Consider the following 17,909-nt stretch of genomic DNA (forward strand, 5'->3'; position numbering starts at 1 on the left):
TTCCTTAGCGCTCAACAAGGGCGATTCGTCGGTTGTAGATATTCATCAGCAGCGAAATGCTAAGACTGATTATCAGATATACCGACATCGTAATGGCGATCGTTTCAATGGCTTGTCCCGTCTGGTTCAGCACCGTTCCGGCAAACAGAGAAACCATATCCGGATAGCCGATCGCGGCGGCAAGCGAAGAGTTTTTAACAATATTCAGATATTGGCTGGTCAGGGGAGGAATAATTACCCGCAGCGCCTGAGGGATAATGACCTGGCGCAGCGTCACGGTATTAGGTAATCCCAGAGAGCGGGCGGCCTCATGCTGACCATAAGGTACTGCCTGAATACCTGCACGGATGATTTCGGCAATAAACGCCGAGGTATAAACCGAAAGCGCCAGTGTCAGTGCCGCCAGCTCTGGGATTAGCACCATGCCGCCGCGGAAATTAAACCCACGGAGCTGGGGGATTTCCCAGTGAAGCGCAGCACCGAAAAGCCAGTGCGCTGCTAATGGCAGCAGCACAATCACCCCTAATGCGCCGGGCCAGGTTCTGCGCAATTGTCCCGTTTTCGTTTGGTGTTGCTTATTAAAGCGAAAAAGCGCAATAGAAACTGCAACCGCGAGTAAGACGGCAATTCCGAAAGCGAGAAGACCATCACCCATCTGTGGTGCGGGTATGTAAAGTCCACGATTGCTCAGAAAGACGATGTCCAGCGCGTCGACGGCCTGACGCGGGCCGGGTAAATTGCGCAGCACGGCAAAGTACCAGAAAAAGATTTGCAGAAGAGGCGGGATATTACGGAACGTCTCAATATAAATCGTCGAGAGCTTTCGCAGCAGCCAGTTGTCGGAAAGACGTGCCAGTCCCAGAAAAAAACCCAGAAACGACGCAAAAACAATGCACAGTGCGGACACCAGTAGCGTATTCAGTAACCCCACCACAAATACGCGGCCGTAAGTATCGCCTTGTTGATAGTCGATCAGGTGTTGGACGATACCAAATCCTGCGCTACGGTCGAGAAAAGCAAAGCCCGAGGTAATGCCGCGATTGCTCAGGTTATTGATCGTGTTATGAATTAAGTAAATGGCGACGGCAATGACCGCAATAATGGCAAGGATCTGAAATAGCCAGGCACGGATCGCGGGATTAGAAAAGGAGAATGATCCTTTTACATTTAAGCGGCGATGGAACATAAGAAAACCTCGGTAACCATGACTCTGAACTGAGCGCCGCAGCAACGGCGCTCGTTACATCACAACGACTCAACGCACAGGAGGAGCGTATTGGATACCGCCGTTATTCCACAGATTGTTTTGTCCACGTTTTATCTTCAGTGGGCTTTCTGAACCGACGTTGCGTTCAAAGATCTCAGCGTAGTTACCAACCTGTTTGATGATGTTATAGGCCCATTTATTATCAAGCTTCAGATCCTTACCATAATCCCCTTCTTTCCCTAGCAGATGCGCCATGTCCGGTGTCGCTGGGTTTGCCGCTTTTTCGTCAACGTTTTTGGAGTTCACGCCCATCTCTTCTGCGTTCAGCATAGCGAATAATGTCCAACGCACGATCGAGAACCATTCATCATCACCACGGCGAACAACTGGCCCCAGCGGTTCTTTAGATATTACTTCTGGCAAAACGATCCATTCTGCGGGGTTACTGAGCTTAATGCGCAGGGCATAAAGCTGAGACTGGTCAGAGGCAAGCGTGTCGCATCGTCCGGATTCCAGCGCTTTTGCTGACTCATCGGAACGGTCAAACGTCACTGGCGTATATTTCATGTTGTTCGCTTTGAAGTAGTCAGCCACGTTCAGTTCAGTATCTGTACCTGCCTGAATACAGACGGTGGCACCATCCAGCTCTTTCGCACTTTTCAGACCCGCTTTGTTATGCGTCAGAAAACCGATGCCATCGTAGTAAGTTACGCCAGTGAAGGACATGCCCATACCGGCATCACGGGAAGAGGTCCAGGTCGTATTACGGGAGAGAAGATCAACCTCGCCAGACTGTAATGCGGTAAAGCGTTCTTTTGCGGTGAGCGGGGTATATTTCACTTTTGTATCATCGCCCAACACAGCGGCGGCAACGCCACGGCAGACATCCACATCTATTCCAGAGAATTTCCCATCTGCGTCAGCATAAGAAAAACCGGGCAGACCGTCACTGATACCACATTGAACAAAACCTTTCTTTTTTACTGCATCCAGCGTTGTGCCAGCATGCGCCTGAGTGGCAACCGCAAGCAGCACGCTGGCAGCGGCCAGCGTGGTTATCATCATCTTTTTCATAATGCATCCTGTGTGGCGAAATTATTGTTATAGAGACGTTTTGCAACATCTATTACCTGTCTGTGGCTTTGGCCATACTCTCTTAAGCAAAGGGAGTGCCAAATTTATGCGTACGATTACACGCCGCAATATGCTGAGTGTAGACAGGAAAAAATAAGTTCATTGCCCAGGAATGGTGCGAAATTGAAACGTAAGCCACATTTTGGAGCAAAATATTTATAACAACGTTTATTAAGGGAAATAAAGATTGGGGCGTGAATATCGACAAGGTGAGTATCTGGAAAAAAACTAATGAAAAAGAATGAGAAAGGAAAAACCGTCGTTGAATGTTGAGAGCGCAGCAGCGCTGCGCTCTCATGTGCTTATTTAGAGAGGGCTATAATCCCCATCGTCAGGCCCGCCACGGCAGCGGCTCCCCCGGCAATCGCACCCGCGGTTTCCCAGTTGTCCTGAGTAGAACCTTTCATACAGGTATTGGTGTGAACCAGACGACCCTGGTCATCATAAACCGGAACGCAGGGCGAATCGTGAGCACAGCCCGCCAGCAATGCCGTGAGCAATGCAACTGGAATTAATCTTTTCATGGTGTTACCTCAAATAAAAACGCTCCGCCAGACGCAGCAAAATGTGATGCCATCAACTTGTGAATACGAAACGAATTTTATCACTGCCAAAATAAAGAGAGATATTATAAATAATCTCAAATAATGTGTATTGTAAAAATAATGGAGAAGAAAGTTTCTGTCAGGGAGGAAGGAAAAACTATCTCCTTAATTAATAAAACAACTCAGGAAAAAGAAAAGGGCATCCGGAGACGCCCTGCTTTACATATCAATCGTGATGCTTATTAAAACGGCGTCTTACCACGACAAAGAATACCGGCACAAAGAAGATGGCCAGTAACGTTGCCGTCAGCATTCCCCCCATCACACCGGTGCCTACCGCGTTCTGAGCACCGCTGCCTGCCCCCCGGCTAATGACTAAGGGCATAACGCCGAGGATAAAGGCCAGTGATGTCATCAGGATAGGGCGCAAGCGCATACGAGAAGCCTCCAGAGTCGCTTCTATCAGTCCACGACCCTCTTTATCCATCAGGTCCTTCGCAAACTCTACAATCAATATCGCGTTTTTAGCCGAAAGTCCGATGGTGGTTAAGAGCCCTACCTGGAAATAAACATCGTTATTCATACCCCGGAGTGATGCAGCCAGAAGAGCACCCACCACGCCAAGCGGTACAACCAACATTACAGAGAAGGGGATCGACCAGCTTTCATAGAGTGCGGCCAGACACAGGAAAACGACAATCAGCGAAATGGCATACAGCGCCGGAGCCTGATTGCCGGACAGGCGTTCCTGGTAGGACATCCCCGTCCAGTCATGACCAATACCGCTTGGCAGTTTAGAGGCCAGCCCCTCCATCAGGGCCATCGCCTCGCCGGTACTTCTTCCCGGCGCAGCTTCACCTAACAGCTCCATGGATGGCATACCGTTGTAACGTTCCAGGCGCGGTGAACCATAGACCCAGTGTGCAGAACTGAATGTCGAGAACGGTACCATTTCGCCGTTCGCGCTGCGAACATACAGATTGTTGATGTCTTCTGGAAGCATGCGGAATTTCGCATCAGCCTGAACGTACACTTTCTTCACGCGTCCACGATCGATAAAGTCGTTAACGTAGTAACCGCCCAACGCAGCAGAGATCGTTTCATTAATATCAGACAGCGAAACGCCCAGCGCCTGCGCTTTTTCCTGATCGACATCCAGTTTGAACTGGGCAGTATCTTCCAGGCCATTCGGACGTACTCGTACCAGGACGTCAGGGTGCTGCGTGACCATTCCGAGTAACTGGTTACGTGCCGACGTGAGGGCGGTGTGTCCCAGTCCACCCTGATCAATTAATTCAAAGTCGAAGCCCGTTGCGGTTCCCAGTTCAACAATCGCGGGCATGTTGAAGGGGAATACCAGACCATCGCGAATCTGACTAAAGGCGTGAGTTGCGCGTGCAATAATCGATTCAACGCTATTCTCATCTCCACTGCGCTCTTCCCAGGGTTTCAGGCTGACAAACGCCATCCCTGAGTTTTGCCCCTGCCCGCTAAAGCTAAAGCCGTTAACCGTAAAGACGCTCTCTACGTTAGCTTTTTCATCGTTCAGATAGTAATGGGTGACCTGATCCAGCACGTTTTGAGTGCGCTCCTGTGTTGCGCCGGAAGGTAGCTGAATCATGGTCAGGAATACGCCCTGATCTTCCTCTGGCAAGAAGGAGGTTGGCAGACGTAAGAACAGCACCGCCATCCCGACAACAATCACCAGGTAAATGACCAGATAGCGGCCGGTGTTGCGCACAATACCGCTTACGCTGTCGGTGTAGTGGTTAACGCTGCGATCAAATTTGGCGTTAAACCAGCCGAAGAAGCCACTTTTTTTCTCGTGGTGATCGGCGGATACCGGCTTAAGCAGCGTGGCGCAAAGTGCCGGGGTCAGGATAAGCGCGACCAGAACCGAAAGCGCCATTGCTGAGACGATAGTAATAGAGAACTGGCGATAGATGGCGCCCGTGGAGCCGCCGAAGAAAGCCATCGGGATGAAAACGGCAGACAGCACCATCGCGATCCCCACCAGGGCTCCCTGAATTTGTGACATGGACTTCTCGGTTGCCTCTTTTGGGGGCAACTTGTCTTCCATCATCACACGCTCAACGTTTTCCACCACGACTATCGCGTCATCGACCAACAGGCCGATGGCCAGCACCATCCCGAACATGGTCAGGGTGTTTATGGAGTAGCCAAACGCCGCGAGTACCGCAAAAGTACCCAGAAGGACTACCGGTACGGCAATGGTGGGAATGAGCGTCGCACGAATGTTCTGTAAGAACAGGTACATAACCAGGAAGACCAGTACTATCGCTTCAAACAGCGTTTTCACCACTTCATGAATGGAAATCTTCACGAATGGTGTGGTGTCGTATGGATACACGACCTTCATTCCTTGTGGGAAGAAAGGTTGAAGTTCAACAAGTTTTGCTTTGATGGCGGTGGCGGTATCCAGCGCGTTTGCACCCGTTGCCAGCTTAATTCCCAGACCAGACGCCGGTTTACCGTTAATACGGGCGACAACGTTATAGTTTTCCCCTCCGAGTTCAACCCGGGCGACATCTTTAAGGCGAACGACAGAACCGTCGCTGTTCACCCGCAAGGTTACTTTGCTGAATTCTTCAGGATCCTTCAGGCGTGTCTGGGCGATGATTGAGGCGTTAAGCTGTTGTCCAGGCAGCGCCGGAGTCCCGCCAAGCTGACCTGCCGCAATTTGGTCGTTCTGCACCTTCAGTTGATTAATGACGTCTACCGGCGTGAGCTGGTATTTATTGAGCAGATTGGCATCCAACCAGATACGCATCGCATACTGTGCTCCAAACAACTGAACATCACCCACGCCGTTCAGGCGGCTGATGGAGTCTTTAACGTTCGATGCCACGTAGTCGGAGATATCATCCTGGGTGGTCTGTGGGTTATCAGAGACGAAACCTGCAACCATCAAGAAGCTGCTGCTGGATTTCTCGACGCTGATCCCTTGCTGCTGTACTTCTTGTGGCAGTAACGGTGTCGCAAGCTGCAGTTTGTTTTGCACCTGAACCTGGGCGATATCCGGGTCGGTACCGGACTGGAAGGTCAATGTAATGGTCACGCTACCCGCAGAGTCGCTGGTGGAGGACATATACATCAGGTTATCGATACCATTCATGTTCTGTTCGATAACCTGGGTGACCGTATCCTGAACCGTCTGTGCGTCTGCGCCGGGGTAGTTAGCTGAAATCGACACCGCCGGCGGAGCAATCGTCGGGTACTGCGCAACGGGCAGTTGCATAATCGCCAGGGCACCTGCCAGCATCAATATGATGGCCAATACCCAGGCAAAGATAGGACGCCTGATAAAAAAGTTTGCCATTTCCGGTTACCTTTATTGCGCTGCTTTGGCCGCAGGGGCATTGGTATCTGCGGTGGCTTTAACTTTCGCGCCAGGCCGTGCTTTTTGTATGCCGCTGACGATCACTTTATCGCCAGTCTGCAACCCTTCGCTGATTAACCATTTATCGCCAATGGCCTGCGAAGCGACGACAGGGCGCGACTCAACTTCATTTTTCGCGTTGACGACCAGCACCGTGGCATCGCCGCGCGGTGTACGCGTTACGCCTTGCTGGGGAATCAGAATGGCGTTTGGCTGTACGCCTTCGTCAATGCGAGCGCGGACAAACATACCAGGGAGTAGCGTGTGCTGTGGGTTAGGGAATACCGCACGGAGCGTAATGGAGCCGGTGCTTTCATCGACGGTGACATCCGAGAACTGCAACGTGCCTTTCAACGGATAGGCTTTGCCATTTTCCATCACCAGTTCGACGCTGTTGCTCGCGCTGTCTTTATGCAAACTACCCTGCTCAACGGATTGTTTGAGGCGCATGAAGTCGCTACTGGACTGGGTAACATCAATATAAATAGGATCCAGTTGTTGGACGGTAGCCAGTTCTGTCGCCTGGCCGTTAGTGACCAGAGCGCCTTCGGTAACGTTGGATTTCCCAATACGGCCACTGATTGGCGAAGTCACTTTGGTGTAAGCGAGATTAATGCGCGCGCTTTCAACGGCGGCTTTAGCGGCGATGACGGTCGCATCTGCCTGCCGAGCATCCGCAATCGCCTGATCGTATTCCTGCTGGCTGATGTATTTCGTGCCGACCAGCGGAACATAGCGCTTCACCGTTAAATGCGCGATGGCGGCAGCGGCTTCACTTTTTGCCAGTTCGCCTTTTGCGCTGTCGTAATTCGCCTGATAGGTGGCAGGATCGATCTGATAGAGCGACTGTCCCGCGTCTACATCGCTTCCTTCGGTAAAGTTTCTCTTCAGCACAATACCGCTAACCTGAGGACGAACTTCAGCAATCCGGAATGCTGAGGTTCGTCCTGGCAATTCGGTCGTCACAGCTAAAGGCTCGGTTTTGACCACATGAACGGTCACTTGCGGCTCACTGGCATGAGTTTGTTGCTCCCCCTGATCGTTACAACCGGCAAGAAGTGCAGCAGAAATTATGATGAATGAGGGCAGGAGTGAAAACCTGGCATGTCTCGTCATTACTGTTCCTTAAAAAACAAACGCTCGTTATTTACCGGGTAAGGTAGGGCGGTAACGTGCATATAGAAAATAGCAGTTTGCTATCCTACAAATTATTAGCATGCGATGTAAGCAATACTTATTTCAGAAGGCGGGGCTCGGCACGTAAAAGCAAAAAAAGAAGATTGTGTTGAGGTTTCTCTTGTTGCCAAATTGTAATTTTCTGTTTGTTATCAATATAAATTGAAATATGCATTGGTTGAGTGAATATTTTTACTCTAAATATTTATTGATATTATTAATTTGAATCTTTTGTGCTTCGTGCGTCAACGCGTGTATCGTTAAATAATAAATGAAGTGATATATTCCTTTTTTTGACGATAACCTGGTCAGCAACATTTATCGTTTTTATCCTGTTCCAGGTACGATAACCTATGGCAAAGAAAACGAAGGCCGATGCCCTCAAAACGCGGCAACACTTGATTGAAACCGCCATCATGCAGTTTGCGACCAAAGGGGTCGGGAATACGACGCTGAACGATATCGCGGATGCAGCCCAGGTCACACGCGGCGCCATCTACTGGCATTTTGAAAACAAGACGCAACTCTTTAATGAAGTCTGGTTGCAACAACCCCCTTTGGGCGATCTCATCAATGACAGATTATCCTCGGATACGCATGATAATCCTTTGTTACAGCTACGAGAGAAATTAATCGTCGGTTTACAATATATCGCGACGGTTCCCCGTCAGCAGGCTTTATTGCAAATCTTATATCATAAGTGTGAGTTTAATGATGAGATGCTTTCAAAGCGGGAGATTCGGGAAAAAATGGGGTTTAGTCAACTGACTCTGCGTCATGTATTGCAGACATGCATGAATAAGGGATTGGTTTCCAGGACACTGGATTTAGAGGTGATATTAATTGTTATTCACGGCAGTTTTAGCGGTATTGTTAAAAACTGGCTAATGAATCCTGCGAGTTTTGATCTTTTTTCTCAAGCTCCCGCGCTGGTGGATAATGTATTAAGAATGTTAAGTCCTGAAGGGAATGTCATGCAATTTATTCAGCGAAATAATATTGTCAGGGAAAAAGAGTAACTCTGTCTCTTAATAAATACGATCTACTCCTGATCGAGATCGTCACAGTTGACCAGTTTAAGCGGGTTCACCGAGTCCATGTCGCGACACTTTTCGTATTCGGTGGTAATGAACTCAATCCACTGGATCAGTAAGGAGTCGAAAAGGAAGACAAAGACAGCAAAAACAACCAGCCACCCATACTTACGAATCATTGCCTTATCCCGCCGTTACCTGCCCATGCTGGCTGGCAATATACACGAAATTCGGAGGCGGAAAAGAGGCCTTACAATGATTTTACTTTGCCAGGATTATTGCTGCGTTTAACCTCTGTTAATCACCTTTACGCCAGTTTTTTACCTTCGCGTTTTCACTTTGTACATTCAAAAATGCAAATAAAAAAGGCGCTTCCCCATGCCGAGTCGCGCCTTTTTACACAAGCAGTTCGCTGATGAGTATCAGTTCATGCCGTACTTTTTCAATTTTTTACGCAGCGTACCACGGTTGATGCCCATCATCAGGGCAGCGCGGGTCTGGTTACCACGGGTGTATTGCATCACCATGTCCAACAGGGGCTGTTCTACTTCAGCCAGTACCAGCTCATAGAGGTCATTAACATCCTGACCGTTCAGTTGAGCAAAATAGTTCTTCAGTGCCTGTTTAACCGAGTCACGCAGGGGTTTTTGAGTTACCTGGTCCTGAGAGTTAACGGTAGAAACGGTCAGTACGTCAGAATTTACGCGTTGTTCGAACATAGTTCTGTCAGCTCTTTATTTCATTACGCAAAATTTTCGAAGTATGCCTCCAACGCCTCCAGCTGTTCGCTGGCATCCTCTATGGCGTTGAATGTGCGCCGAAACTGGTCATTTGGAGCATGCTCCTGGAGATACCAGGAGACGTGTTTACGCGCAATTCGGTACCCTTTAGCCTGACCGTAAAAGTCATGCAATTCCCGAACGTGCGCACAAAGCAAGTGCTTAACCTCTGCCAGTGGCAGGGGGGGTAGCAACTCCCCAGTGTCCAGATAGTGCTGGATTTCCCGAAAGATCCAGGGTCTTCCCTGAGCTGCACGGCCTATCATCAGGGCATCCGCCCCCGTATAGTCAAGCACAGCTCTGGCTTTAAGCGGGTCAGTAACGTCACCATTCGCGATAATCGGAATGGAAACTTTCTGCTTAACTGCCCGAATACTGTCGTACTCAGCGTCTCCATTGAACAAACAGGCGCGGGTGCGTCCATGAATGGTCAGAGCCTGAATGCCACAGTCTTCAGCCAGTTGGGCAATCTCTACGCAGTTACGATGTTCCGGAGCCCAGCCGGTGCGAATCTTAAGGGTAACAGGAACGTCCACTGCGTTGACGACCTCGGTTAGTATCGACTTCACTAAATCCGGGTACTGCAAGAGGGCTGAGCCTGCGAGCTTGCGATTCACTTTTTTAGCCGGACACCCCATATTGATATCAATAATTTGGGCACCGCTTTCCACGTTAATCCGTGCGGCATCGGCCATCTCAACAGGATCGCTACCGGCAATTTGCACCGTGCGAATTCCTGGCTCATCAACGTGCACCATGCGTAAACGAGATTTGTCGCTTTCCCATACCTGCGGGTTAGAAGACATCATCTCAGATACCGTCAATCCTGCTCCCATCTCATAGCACAGCGTCCGAAATGGTCTGTCAGTAATGCCAGCCATGGGCGCTGCGATCAGGCGATTTCTAAGCTGGTATTGTCCGATGCGCATGAGTTAAGAAATGACCATACTGTGACTGCAAGGCGGCGTATATTACGCATTTTTCGCACGAGATGAAAGGCCAAACTTTAACCAATCCCCTGCTGTGGATCAAAGAATCGCCGTTAAAGGACATGCTCTTGAATAATTAGCCATAGATATCATTGCATTACAAAAATGTGTCTATTTTTTACACGGTCATATTTTTGCGTAACTTCTCGTTTTTTCTTCATGGTTGGCGGAGGGAACAAGATAATCTGCTGAATTAATCAGCAGATTATAGTGACTTTATGTGATTATGCTCTCGTTTTAACGGGGGAGTGCAAGAGCGCTTACTCGACGATCAAACGCCCATTTAGCGGTTGTACTGGACGGTTATTATCGTGGTGCATTGTATGCGTAAATTTTGCCAGTTGCGCAGCGGAGAGTGTCAATGGGTGCTTCAGAACGACCCACGTCACGCCCTCTGAACATGGCGGTGTCGTCAACGAGCCGCTGAAGCGCCAATACGTTTTGTCCTGGGGTACAAGGGCATTGAGATCCATTTGTGTGGTGATTTTAACATCCTGCTCAGCTTTTTCTGGCATCGTTGCCCACAGCTTATCCAGCTAAGCGTTGGCTGCGCCTTGATCAAACATAACCGCCACAACCGCAAGCGCGCCATTTGCGTCTTTATGCACAAGATGCATCTCCATCGCATAATGCTTGCCGTGCACGGTATTTTCACTGGGCGCATGGAAGTGAAATTGCTGTAGCGTGAACGGTTTGCCATCAAGGGTAATAGTATCCGAGGTCGCACTCTTCAACCCGGCCTGGATCGTATGGCCGTTGTTGACGAGGGTAACGGGGCCGTCGACATAGTGAGTCTCCAGCGGTGTAAGATGGGCGTTTATCGTGTGGTCGATGTTAAGAGGTGACTGATTCATCCCAGCCTGACAGGTTTTAAATTCTTCACTGAGGGAACTCCAATGCTCTGGAGAACCTTCACCTTCATAACTCCAGTGCGAGGCCATTGCTGTGAAGGGCAGGAGGGCTAACGTCAGGAGGGTTACCTTGCTCAAAGTGTGCTTCATATAATTATTCCATTCAATGAAATTGGATTTTTATATTTGTAACTTCAATGAGTTACGACACTATTTTATCGCAGGAAGCAGTAGGCGTAAGCATCGAAATGCTGAAAAGCGTGGCCTGCTACGAGGCCACGTGGGGAAGGATTTAGTTTTTACGTCCGGTGATACGGCACCATTCTTCTTTCTCAACGACTGGGTCGAGAGTGAAGAGATCAGCATAGGCTTCACAAACGCTGTCCGCCTGGCTGGCGAGAATACCAGAAAGGCCCAGCAGGCCGCCTGTAACGGGCAGTACGCTGATTAACGGAGCCAGTTCGCGTAAAGGGCCCGCCAGGATGTTAGCGACCACGACATCGGCTTTCATGGCTTCTGGCTGGTCCTGAGGTAAATAGAGTTCCAGACGTTGCGAAACGCCGTTACGCTCAGCGTTATCACGGCTAGCCTGAATAGCCTGCGGATCGATGTCGATCCCGATCGCTTTCGCCGCGCCCAGTTTCAGGGCTGCAATCGCGAGGATCCCGGATCCGCAGCCGAAGTCGATGACCGTCTTGCCTTCCAGATCCAGACCGTCCAGCCATTGCAGGCACAGAGATGTGGTGGGGTGAGTGCCAGTACCAAACGCCAGGCCGGGGTCGAGCATCACGTTAACTGCGTTCTCATCTGGCACATCGCGCCAGCTTGGGCAGATCCACAGACGGTTGCCGAACTGCATCGGATGAAAGTTATCCATCCATTCGCGTTCCCAGTCTTTATCTTCAAGCTGTTCTATTTTGTGCGCGAAGCCCGTGCCCAGCAGAGGATGGTTTTCCAGAATCGCGACCACTTCTTTCATATCGGTTTCTGCATCAAACAGGCCGATAACGTCGGTATCACCCCACAGGCGCGTTTCGCCCGGCAGCGGCTCAAAGACCGGCGTGTCATGCGTGTCCTGAAAGGTAATGGAAACTGAACCGGCTTCCATCAGCGCATCGCTCAGCTCTTCGGCGTTAGCGCCGGTTGTGTTTAGTTTTAGTTGGATCCACGGCATGGCAAAACTCTTTATTTATCAGGAGAAATAACGGCGGCTTGCGGGGCCGGTGAACCAAAACGGTTTCCGACCAGGAAAGCCAGCAAACTTAACAGTAGCGAGGGCACAATCGGGTGAAAGCCCAGGTACTGAACATTCAGAGTGGCGAGTACGGCATACAGGACGCCACCGACCATCATTGCACTCAGCGCCCCGGTAGCGTTCGCGCGCTCCCAGTACAGACCGAGCACCAGCGGCCACAAAAACACGGCTTCAAGACCACCGAACGCCAGCAGGTTCAGCCAGATGATCATTTCTGGCGGTTTCCAGGCAGCGAGCAACAACAGCGCGCCGAGGAGAATCGTAATTATGGCTGACATCCGCTTCAGCCGTGTCTCATTCTGCAACTGCTCCGGACGCATGTTGAGATAGAGATCTTTAATGATCGTAGCGGAACTTTGCAGCAGTTGGGCGTTGATTGTCGACATGATGGCAGCCATCGGCGCGGCAAGGAAAATCCCGGCAGCAAAGGGAGGGAGCACTTTCACCATCAGCGTAGGAATGACCAGATCCGGCACCTTCAGGTCAGGGATCACCGCCCGTCCCAGCGCGCCAGCAAGGTGCATACCGAACATCAAAATGGCGACCACAATTGTTCCGATGATAATGCCCCGGTGTACTGCTTTACTGTCTTTGTAAGAGATACAGCGCACCGCTGTATGCGGTAAGCCGATCACACCAAAACAGACCAGCACCCAGAATGAGGTCATAAACGTTGGCGACAGAATGTCATCGGCACCCTGCGGTGAAACCAGTTTGGGGTCGATGGTGTTTAATGTCTCAACCGCATGGCTCAGGCCACCGGCGGCATGGACAATACCCACCAGTAGAACGAGGGTGCCGATCAGCATCACCAGCCCCTGCATCGTGTCATTTAGTACGCTGGCGCGAAAACCGCCGAATGCGGTATACAGCGCAATACTGATGCCGAAAATCAGCAAACCGGTTTCGTAAGGAATACCGGCCGCAGTTTCCAGCAGGCGAGCACCGCCAATGAACTGGACGGTCATCGCCCCGACGAAGGCCACTAACAGACTGAGGCTTGCCAGCCAGACTAACAGGCGACTCTGATAGCGGGCATACAGCATATCGTTGAGCGTCACGGCGTTATAGCGACGCGCCAGGATAGCGAACTTCTTACCCAGAATACCCAGAGACAGCCAGACGGCAGGGAGCTGGATCATTGCCAGCAGCACCCATCCCAGCCCGTATTTATAGGCCGCACCGGGGCCGCCAATAAACGAACTGGCGCTGATGTAAGTCGCGGTCAGCGTCATTGCCAGCACGATCCCGCCCATTGAGCGGCTACCGAGGAAGTATTCGTTCAGAAAGGTGCCGGTCTGTCGTTTACGCATGGCGTAAACGGAAATACCAAATACCACCAGCAGATAGGCGATAAGCGGCAGAATGACTTCAAGCTGCATCGTCATCCTCCAGAGGAATGTCGCGATAGATAAACTTCACCATGGCCCAGCACAGTAAAATGAAAATCAGTGGTGTCAGAAGGCAGGCCATTTCAAACCAGTGCGGCAGCCCGGTGATGCCGGGTTCTACACCAGGTAAGTAAGCGGCTACCAACCACGCAGCAAGATAGAGAAGGGTCAGCCACAGCGCCCAGCGCGCCTCTTTATGGGCCTGAACAAAACGCGCGTCCATTTTTTGTCCCTTATGCAGAAAGAAAGCGGGGATTGTACCCTATGGGGAGAGCGACCCCCACAAATAAAAAAGGCCGGAATATCCGGCCTTTTGACGTGAATACACGCTTATTTTTCGTGAAGACCGAGTTTTTTCTCCAGATAGTGGATGTTGGTACCACCATGCTGGAAATGCTCGTCATTCATAATGCGGGTCTGCAAATCAACGTTGGTTTTAATACCGTCGATGATCAGTTCCTGCAATGCGTTCTTCATGCGGGCGATGGCCACGTCACGGTTTTCACCGTAGCAGATAAGCTTACCGATCATGGAGTCATAGTAAGGCGGTACGGTGTAACCCGCGTAAATATGAGACTCCCAACGTACGCCAAAACCACCCGGCGCGTGGAAACGCGTGATTTTACCCGGGCTTGGCAGGAAGGTGTTCGGGTCTTCGGCATTGATACGGCATTCTACCGCATGGCCTTTAACCACAACTTCATCCTGCTTGATGGACAGCGGTTGACCCGCAGCGATACGCAGCTGTTCTTTGATTAGGTCTACGCCGGTAATCATTTCGGTCACCGGGTGTTCAACCTGAATACGGGTGTTCATCTCAATGAAGTAGAACTCGCCGTTTTCGAACAGGAACTCAAAGGTACCCGCCCCGCGGTAGCCGATATCGACACACGCTTTGGCGCAACGCTCGCCGATGTAGCGACGCAGTTCCGGGGTGATGCCCGGTGCTGGCGCTTCTTCGACAACTTTCTGGTGACGGCGCTGCATGGAGCAGTCACGTTCTGCCAGATAGATCGCGTTACCCTGACCGTCAGCCAGCACCTGAATTTCGATGTGGCGTGGGTTTTCCAGGTATTTTTCCATGTAAACCATGTCGTTGCTGAAAGCCGCTTTCGCTTCCGCTTTGGTCATGGAAATGGACTGTGCCAGCTCGGCATCACCGCGAACAACGCGCATGCCACGACCGCCGCCGCCGCCGGACGCTTTGATGATAACCGGGTAGCCAATGCGTTTGGCATGAGCACGGTTAGCATCCATATCGTCAGTCAACGGGCCGTCAGAGCCAGGTACGGTTGGTACACCGGCTTTCTTCATCGCGGTAATAGCGGACACTTTGTCGCCCATCAGGCGGATGGTGTCGGCTTTCGGGCCAATGAAGATAAAGCCAGAACGTTCAACCTGCTCAGCAAAGTTGGCGTTCTCAGAGAGGAAGCCGTATCCCGGGTGAATGGCCACCGCGCCAGTGATTTCAGCGGCACTGATGATAGCCGGGATGTTCAGATAGCTTTTTACGGACGGCGCCGGGCCGATACAAACCGTCTCATCCGCCAGTAATACGTGTTTCAAATCGCGATCCGCGCTTGAGTGCACAGCGACGGTCTTGATGCCCAGTTCTTTACAGGCACGAAGAATTCGCAGGGCAATCTCACCACGGTTGGCGATAACAATTTTATCTAGCATGTTCGCCTCGTTATTCGATGACGACCAGCGGCTCGTCAAATTCTACCGGTTGACCACTTTCGACCAGGATTGCTTTCACGGTACCTGATTTGTCCGCTTCAATCTGGTTCATCATTTTCATGGCTTCAACGATGCACAGGGTATCGCCTACGTTGACTTTCTGACCCACTTCGATGAACGCCTTCGCGTCCGGGCTCGGGGTGCGGTAGAAAGTACCAACCATTGGGGAACGTACGATGTGACCACTGATTTCTGCTGCTGCCGCCGCCGGCGCTTCTGCTGCCGGAGCAACTGCGTTAGACAGAGCAGGTTGCTGCTGCATCATTGGTGCAGCGTAAGCCTGTTGCATTACCGGGAAGCTACCTACTGGCGCTGCGCGGCTGATGCGTACAGACTCTTCGCCTTCAGAGATTTCCAGTTCGGAGATGCCTGATTCTTCAACCAGCTCGATCAGTTTTTTAATCTTACGAATATCCATGAGTGGGTTCCGTACTCTTTGTTTAGTGTGATTGTGACAGGCGTTTTCACGCTGTCTGTAAAGCTATGTCCTGACGGCAAAACCGTTCGGGTCTGCCTGGACGCCGGTATATTTCGTCTCGATGATTCATGCGAGATTTGTCGGTTAACGTGCTGCGATTTGCTGCAATCTTCCGGCAAAACACAAAGTATACCTTCAAAGCTCAATTGTCACCTTTTCAGCGGCTCAAATTCCGCCTCCAGGTAGCCAAGGTCGCACATTATAATGATTTCGTAGCAATTGGCAGCTAAATACTGGTCTTATCAGGGAAGATAATCAACCGCTAACACACAAATAACATCTGAGTCTCTGCGTTTTGTAACCTGGTCCACAGTTCGTCAAACTAGCGCCACCACTGGCGGAACTTCTTGTAGCGGCAGGCTAAAAGCACGAGTGCCAACAGGGCATAAAGGATGGGTTGAGGAGACAAAATTTTTACTGACCACAGATAATGAACAGGTGCCAGGATCGCCACAAGATAGACGAAGTTGTGCAGAAGTTGCCAGCGCTGCCCCAGTTTTCGCTGTGCTGCCTGCGTGGAGGTCAACGTCAGCGCGAATAAAATCAGCCAACTGATTATTCCCAGCGTCAAATACGGTCGCGTAACCAGTTCACGCCCCAGTAAACTGAGATTATGGATACCCAGTTCCAGCAGCGCATAGCTGGTCAAATGCAGCGTTGCCCAGGCGAAACACCATAACCCTAACAGGCGACGAGTGCGAATTAATAAGGGTTGCTTAGCGTAGCGCGCTAGCGGCGTGACCAACAAGGTGGCGAGCAAAAATTTCAGAGCTGTCCTACCGGTAAAATGTTGAATGTCTTTTACCGGGTCGGCGCTGAGTCCCCCAGAATTAATCGCCCAGAATAGCCAGAGGAAAGGCAACAATCCCGCCAGATGAAGAATCACTTTCAGCCAGGTAATCTGTTTTGCAGTCAGGCGCACTTAGAAATTCTCCCGCAAATCCAGTCCGCGATAGAGGCTTGCCACCTCGTCGGCGTAACCATTGAACAGCAGCGTCGGCTGCCGTTGTACATCCAGAATTCCGCCTGAGCCGATAAAACGCTCCGTTGCCTGGGACCAGCGCGGGTGATCAACGTGAGGATTTACGTTGGCATAAAAACCATATTCTCCCGGCGCGGCAAGATTCCAGGTCGTTGGTGGACGTTCACGGGTCAGCTTTATACTGACGATCGACTTAATGCCTTTAAAACCGTATTTCCATGGCACTGTCAGGCGAATGGGCGCACCGTTTTGCGGCGGTAGCGCTTTGCCGTAAACACCAACGGTTAAAAGCGTTAGCGGATGCATCGCTTCGTCCAGGCGCAGTCCTTCAACGTAGGGGTATTTTAACCCGCCGCCAATGAAACGATCTTTTTGCCCCGGCATGTCGTCAGGTGCGTAAAGCGTTTCGAACGCCACATATTTTGCATTGCTCGTCGGCTCGACGAGAGCTAACAGCTTGTGTAAAGGGAAACCCACCCACGGCACAACCATCGACCACGCTTCGACGCAGCGCATCCGATAAATACGCTCTTCTAACGGAAAGCGTGAGGTAAGGGCGTCGTGGTCCAGCGTTAAGGGCTTGGCCACTTCGCCGCTAATTTTCAGTGTCCAGGGATCGGTTTTCATGCTCCCGGCATTGGCGGCCGGGTCGGCTTTATCGAGGCCAAATTCATAGAAATTGTTATAACCAGTGACTTTCTCTTCGGGGGTTAATGGCAGCGCGTTTTGCCACGCGGTTGGTTTGCTGAAATCCAGCGCTTTTCCAGCGGACGCGGGTGGGCGATCGTTGCCTTTAAACCAGCTCAGAAGATCGGCGGAGGCAGGCATTGATAGTGCGGCGGCACTGAGACCCAGCGCTTTCAATACCTGACGGCGATGCATAAAAAAAGCCGATTCAGCGGTGACATCGGCTTCTGTAAATGGACGTATTTTCTTCATAACAGACTC

Annotated in this window: 16 protein-coding genes and 1 pseudogene; 1 reads left to right on the top strand and 16 read right to left on the bottom strand. The window is 51.0% G+C overall.

All coding sequences use genetic code 11. The features are described from left to right. Positions 1-4: 4 nt before the first annotated feature. The 5 genes from HVY19_RS02105 to HVY19_RS02125 form a co-directional block, all read right to left on the bottom strand. Complete coding sequence (locus tag HVY19_RS02105; protein ID WP_181682755.1) at positions 5-1,186, bottom strand: amino acid ABC transporter permease; 1,182 nt, start codon at positions 1,184-1,186, stop codon at positions 5-7. A 69-nt stretch (positions 1,187-1,255) separates the two neighbouring features. After that, a complete protein-coding gene (locus HVY19_RS02110; RefSeq protein WP_181682756.1) occupies positions 1,256-2,281 on the bottom strand; it encodes an amino acid ABC transporter substrate-binding protein in 1,026 nt (341 codons plus the stop codon). Between the two features lie 362 nt (positions 2,282-2,643). Continuing rightward, positions 2,644-2,865, bottom strand: coding sequence for a hypothetical protein (locus tag HVY19_RS02115; RefSeq protein WP_151323983.1), 222 nt, complete (start codon positions 2,863-2,865; stop codon positions 2,644-2,646). A gap of 247 nt (positions 2,866-3,112) precedes the next feature. Then, the gene (locus HVY19_RS02120; protein ID WP_181682757.1) at positions 3,113-6,226 is read right to left on the bottom strand and encodes an efflux RND transporter permease subunit; all 3,114 of its coding nucleotides are present in this window, start codon (positions 6,224-6,226) and stop codon (positions 3,113-3,115) included. Between the two features lie 12 nt (positions 6,227-6,238). Continuing rightward, positions 6,239-7,402 carry an efflux RND transporter periplasmic adaptor subunit gene (locus tag HVY19_RS02125; RefSeq protein WP_181682758.1) on the bottom strand — a complete coding sequence of 388 codons (1,164 nt, stop codon included), beginning with the start codon at positions 7,400-7,402 and terminating at the stop codon, positions 6,239-6,241. Between the two features lie 413 nt (positions 7,403-7,815). Here HVY19_RS02125 and envR point away from each other — a divergent pair, with 413 nt between their 5' ends. Continuing rightward, positions 7,816-8,481, top strand: coding sequence for an acrEF/envCD operon transcriptional regulator (gene envR, locus HVY19_RS02130; RefSeq protein ID WP_181682759.1), 666 nt, complete (start codon positions 7,816-7,818; stop codon positions 8,479-8,481). Between the two features lie 23 nt (positions 8,482-8,504). Here envR and HVY19_RS02135 read toward each other — a convergent pair whose 3' ends face one another. The 11 genes and pseudogenes from HVY19_RS02135 to msrP all read right to left on the bottom strand — a co-directional run bounded on the left by HVY19_RS02135 (position 8,505) and on the right by msrP (position 17,900). Beyond that, on the bottom strand, positions 8,505-8,675 hold the full coding sequence (locus HVY19_RS02135) for a DUF2556 family protein (protein ID WP_181682760.1): 171 nt from the start codon (positions 8,673-8,675) through the stop codon (positions 8,505-8,507). A 243-nt stretch (positions 8,676-8,918) separates the two neighbouring features. Next, on the bottom strand, positions 8,919-9,215 hold the full coding sequence (fis, locus tag HVY19_RS02140; RefSeq protein ID WP_000462905.1) for a DNA-binding transcriptional regulator Fis: 297 nt from the start codon (positions 9,213-9,215) through the stop codon (positions 8,919-8,921). Between the two features lie 23 nt (positions 9,216-9,238). Further along, positions 9,239-10,204, bottom strand: a complete 966-nt coding sequence (gene dusB, locus HVY19_RS02145) for a tRNA dihydrouridine synthase DusB (protein WP_181682761.1) — start codon at positions 10,202-10,204, stop codon at positions 9,239-9,241. 320 nt (positions 10,205-10,524) lie between these two features. After that, positions 10,525-11,265: pseudogene (locus HVY19_RS02150) on the bottom strand (carbonic anhydrase family protein). A 142-nt stretch (positions 11,266-11,407) separates the two neighbouring features. Further along, positions 11,408-12,289, bottom strand: coding sequence for a 50S ribosomal protein L11 methyltransferase (gene prmA / locus HVY19_RS02155; RefSeq protein WP_181682762.1), 882 nt, complete (start codon positions 12,287-12,289; stop codon positions 11,408-11,410). An 11-nt stretch (positions 12,290-12,300) separates the two neighbouring features. After that, positions 12,301-13,752: a sodium/pantothenate symporter gene (gene panF, locus HVY19_RS02160; RefSeq protein WP_181682763.1), complete on the bottom strand. Its 1,452-nt coding sequence runs from the start codon at positions 13,750-13,752 to the stop codon at positions 12,301-12,303. Then, entirely contained in the window at positions 13,742-13,984 is a 243-nt protein-coding gene (locus HVY19_RS02165; RefSeq protein ID WP_181682764.1) for a YhdT family protein, read from the bottom strand. The genes panF and HVY19_RS02165 overlap by 11 nt, the downstream gene beginning before the upstream one ends. Positions 13,985-14,091: 107 nt before the next feature. Further along, positions 14,092-15,441, bottom strand: a complete 1,350-nt coding sequence (gene accC, locus HVY19_RS02170; protein ID WP_181682765.1) for an acetyl-CoA carboxylase biotin carboxylase subunit — start codon at positions 15,439-15,441, stop codon at positions 14,092-14,094. A 10-nt stretch (positions 15,442-15,451) separates the two neighbouring features. Further along, positions 15,452-15,919, bottom strand: coding sequence for an acetyl-CoA carboxylase biotin carboxyl carrier protein (accB, locus tag HVY19_RS02175; RefSeq protein ID WP_042324957.1), 468 nt, complete (start codon positions 15,917-15,919; stop codon positions 15,452-15,454). A 382-nt stretch (positions 15,920-16,301) separates the two neighbouring features. Continuing rightward, a complete protein-coding gene (gene msrQ, locus HVY19_RS02180) occupies positions 16,302-16,901 on the bottom strand; it encodes a protein-methionine-sulfoxide reductase heme-binding subunit MsrQ (RefSeq protein ID WP_181682766.1) in 600 nt (199 codons plus the stop codon). Continuing rightward, complete coding sequence (gene msrP, locus HVY19_RS02185; RefSeq protein WP_181682767.1) at positions 16,902-17,900, bottom strand: protein-methionine-sulfoxide reductase catalytic subunit MsrP; 999 nt, start codon at positions 17,898-17,900, stop codon at positions 16,902-16,904. Positions 17,901-17,909: the final 9 nt, after the last annotated feature.

It is taken from the genome of Citrobacter sp. RHB25-C09 (assembly GCF_013836145.1).
Taxonomy (GTDB): domain Bacteria; phylum Pseudomonadota; class Gammaproteobacteria; order Enterobacterales; family Enterobacteriaceae; genus Citrobacter_A.

What these genes read in the sequence shown, in the direction of transcription:
- msrP (WP_181682767.1), bottom strand. Translation starts at nt 17,900, where the DNA reads ATGAAGAAAATACGTCCATTTACAGAAGCCGATGTCACCGCTGAATCG.
- panF (WP_181682763.1), bottom strand. Translation starts at nt 13,752, where the DNA reads ATGCAGCTTGAAGTCATTCTGCCGCTTATCGCCTATCTGCTGGTGGTA.
- envR (WP_181682759.1), top strand. Translation starts at nt 7,816, where the DNA reads ATGGCAAAGAAAACGAAGGCCGATGCCCTCAAAACGCGGCAACACTTG.
- HVY19_RS02165 (WP_181682764.1), bottom strand. Translation starts at nt 13,984, where the DNA reads ATGGACGCGCGTTTTGTTCAGGCCCATAAAGAGGCGCGCTGGGCGCTG.
- HVY19_RS02110 (WP_181682756.1), bottom strand. Translation starts at nt 2,281, where the DNA reads ATGAAAAAGATGATGATAACCACGCTGGCCGCTGCCAGCGTGCTGCTT.
- HVY19_RS02115 (WP_151323983.1), bottom strand. Translation starts at nt 2,865, where the DNA reads ATGAAAAGATTAATTCCAGTTGCATTGCTCACGGCATTGCTGGCGGGC.
- HVY19_RS02125 (WP_181682758.1), bottom strand. Translation starts at nt 7,402, where the DNA reads ATGACGAGACATGCCAGGTTTTCACTCCTGCCCTCATTCATCATAATT.
- HVY19_RS02105 (WP_181682755.1), bottom strand. Translation starts at nt 1,186, where the DNA reads ATGTTCCATCGCCGCTTAAATGTAAAAGGATCATTCTCCTTTTCTAAT.
- dusB (WP_181682761.1), bottom strand. Translation starts at nt 10,204, where the DNA reads ATGCGCATCGGACAATACCAGCTTAGAAATCGCCTGATCGCAGCGCCC.
- accB (WP_042324957.1), bottom strand. Translation starts at nt 15,919, where the DNA reads ATGGATATTCGTAAGATTAAAAAACTGATCGAGCTGGTTGAAGAATCA.
- prmA (WP_181682762.1), bottom strand. Translation starts at nt 12,289, where the DNA reads ATGCCGTGGATCCAACTAAAACTAAACACAACCGGCGCTAACGCCGAA.
- HVY19_RS02135 (WP_181682760.1), bottom strand. Translation starts at nt 8,675, where the DNA reads ATGATTCGTAAGTATGGGTGGCTGGTTGTTTTTGCTGTCTTTGTCTTC.
- fis (WP_000462905.1), bottom strand. Translation starts at nt 9,215, where the DNA reads ATGTTCGAACAACGCGTAAATTCTGACGTACTGACCGTTTCTACCGTT.
- accC (WP_181682765.1), bottom strand. Translation starts at nt 15,441, where the DNA reads ATGCTAGATAAAATTGTTATCGCCAACCGTGGTGAGATTGCCCTGCGA.
- HVY19_RS02120 (WP_181682757.1), bottom strand. Translation starts at nt 6,226, where the DNA reads ATGGCAAACTTTTTTATCAGGCGTCCTATCTTTGCCTGGGTATTGGCC.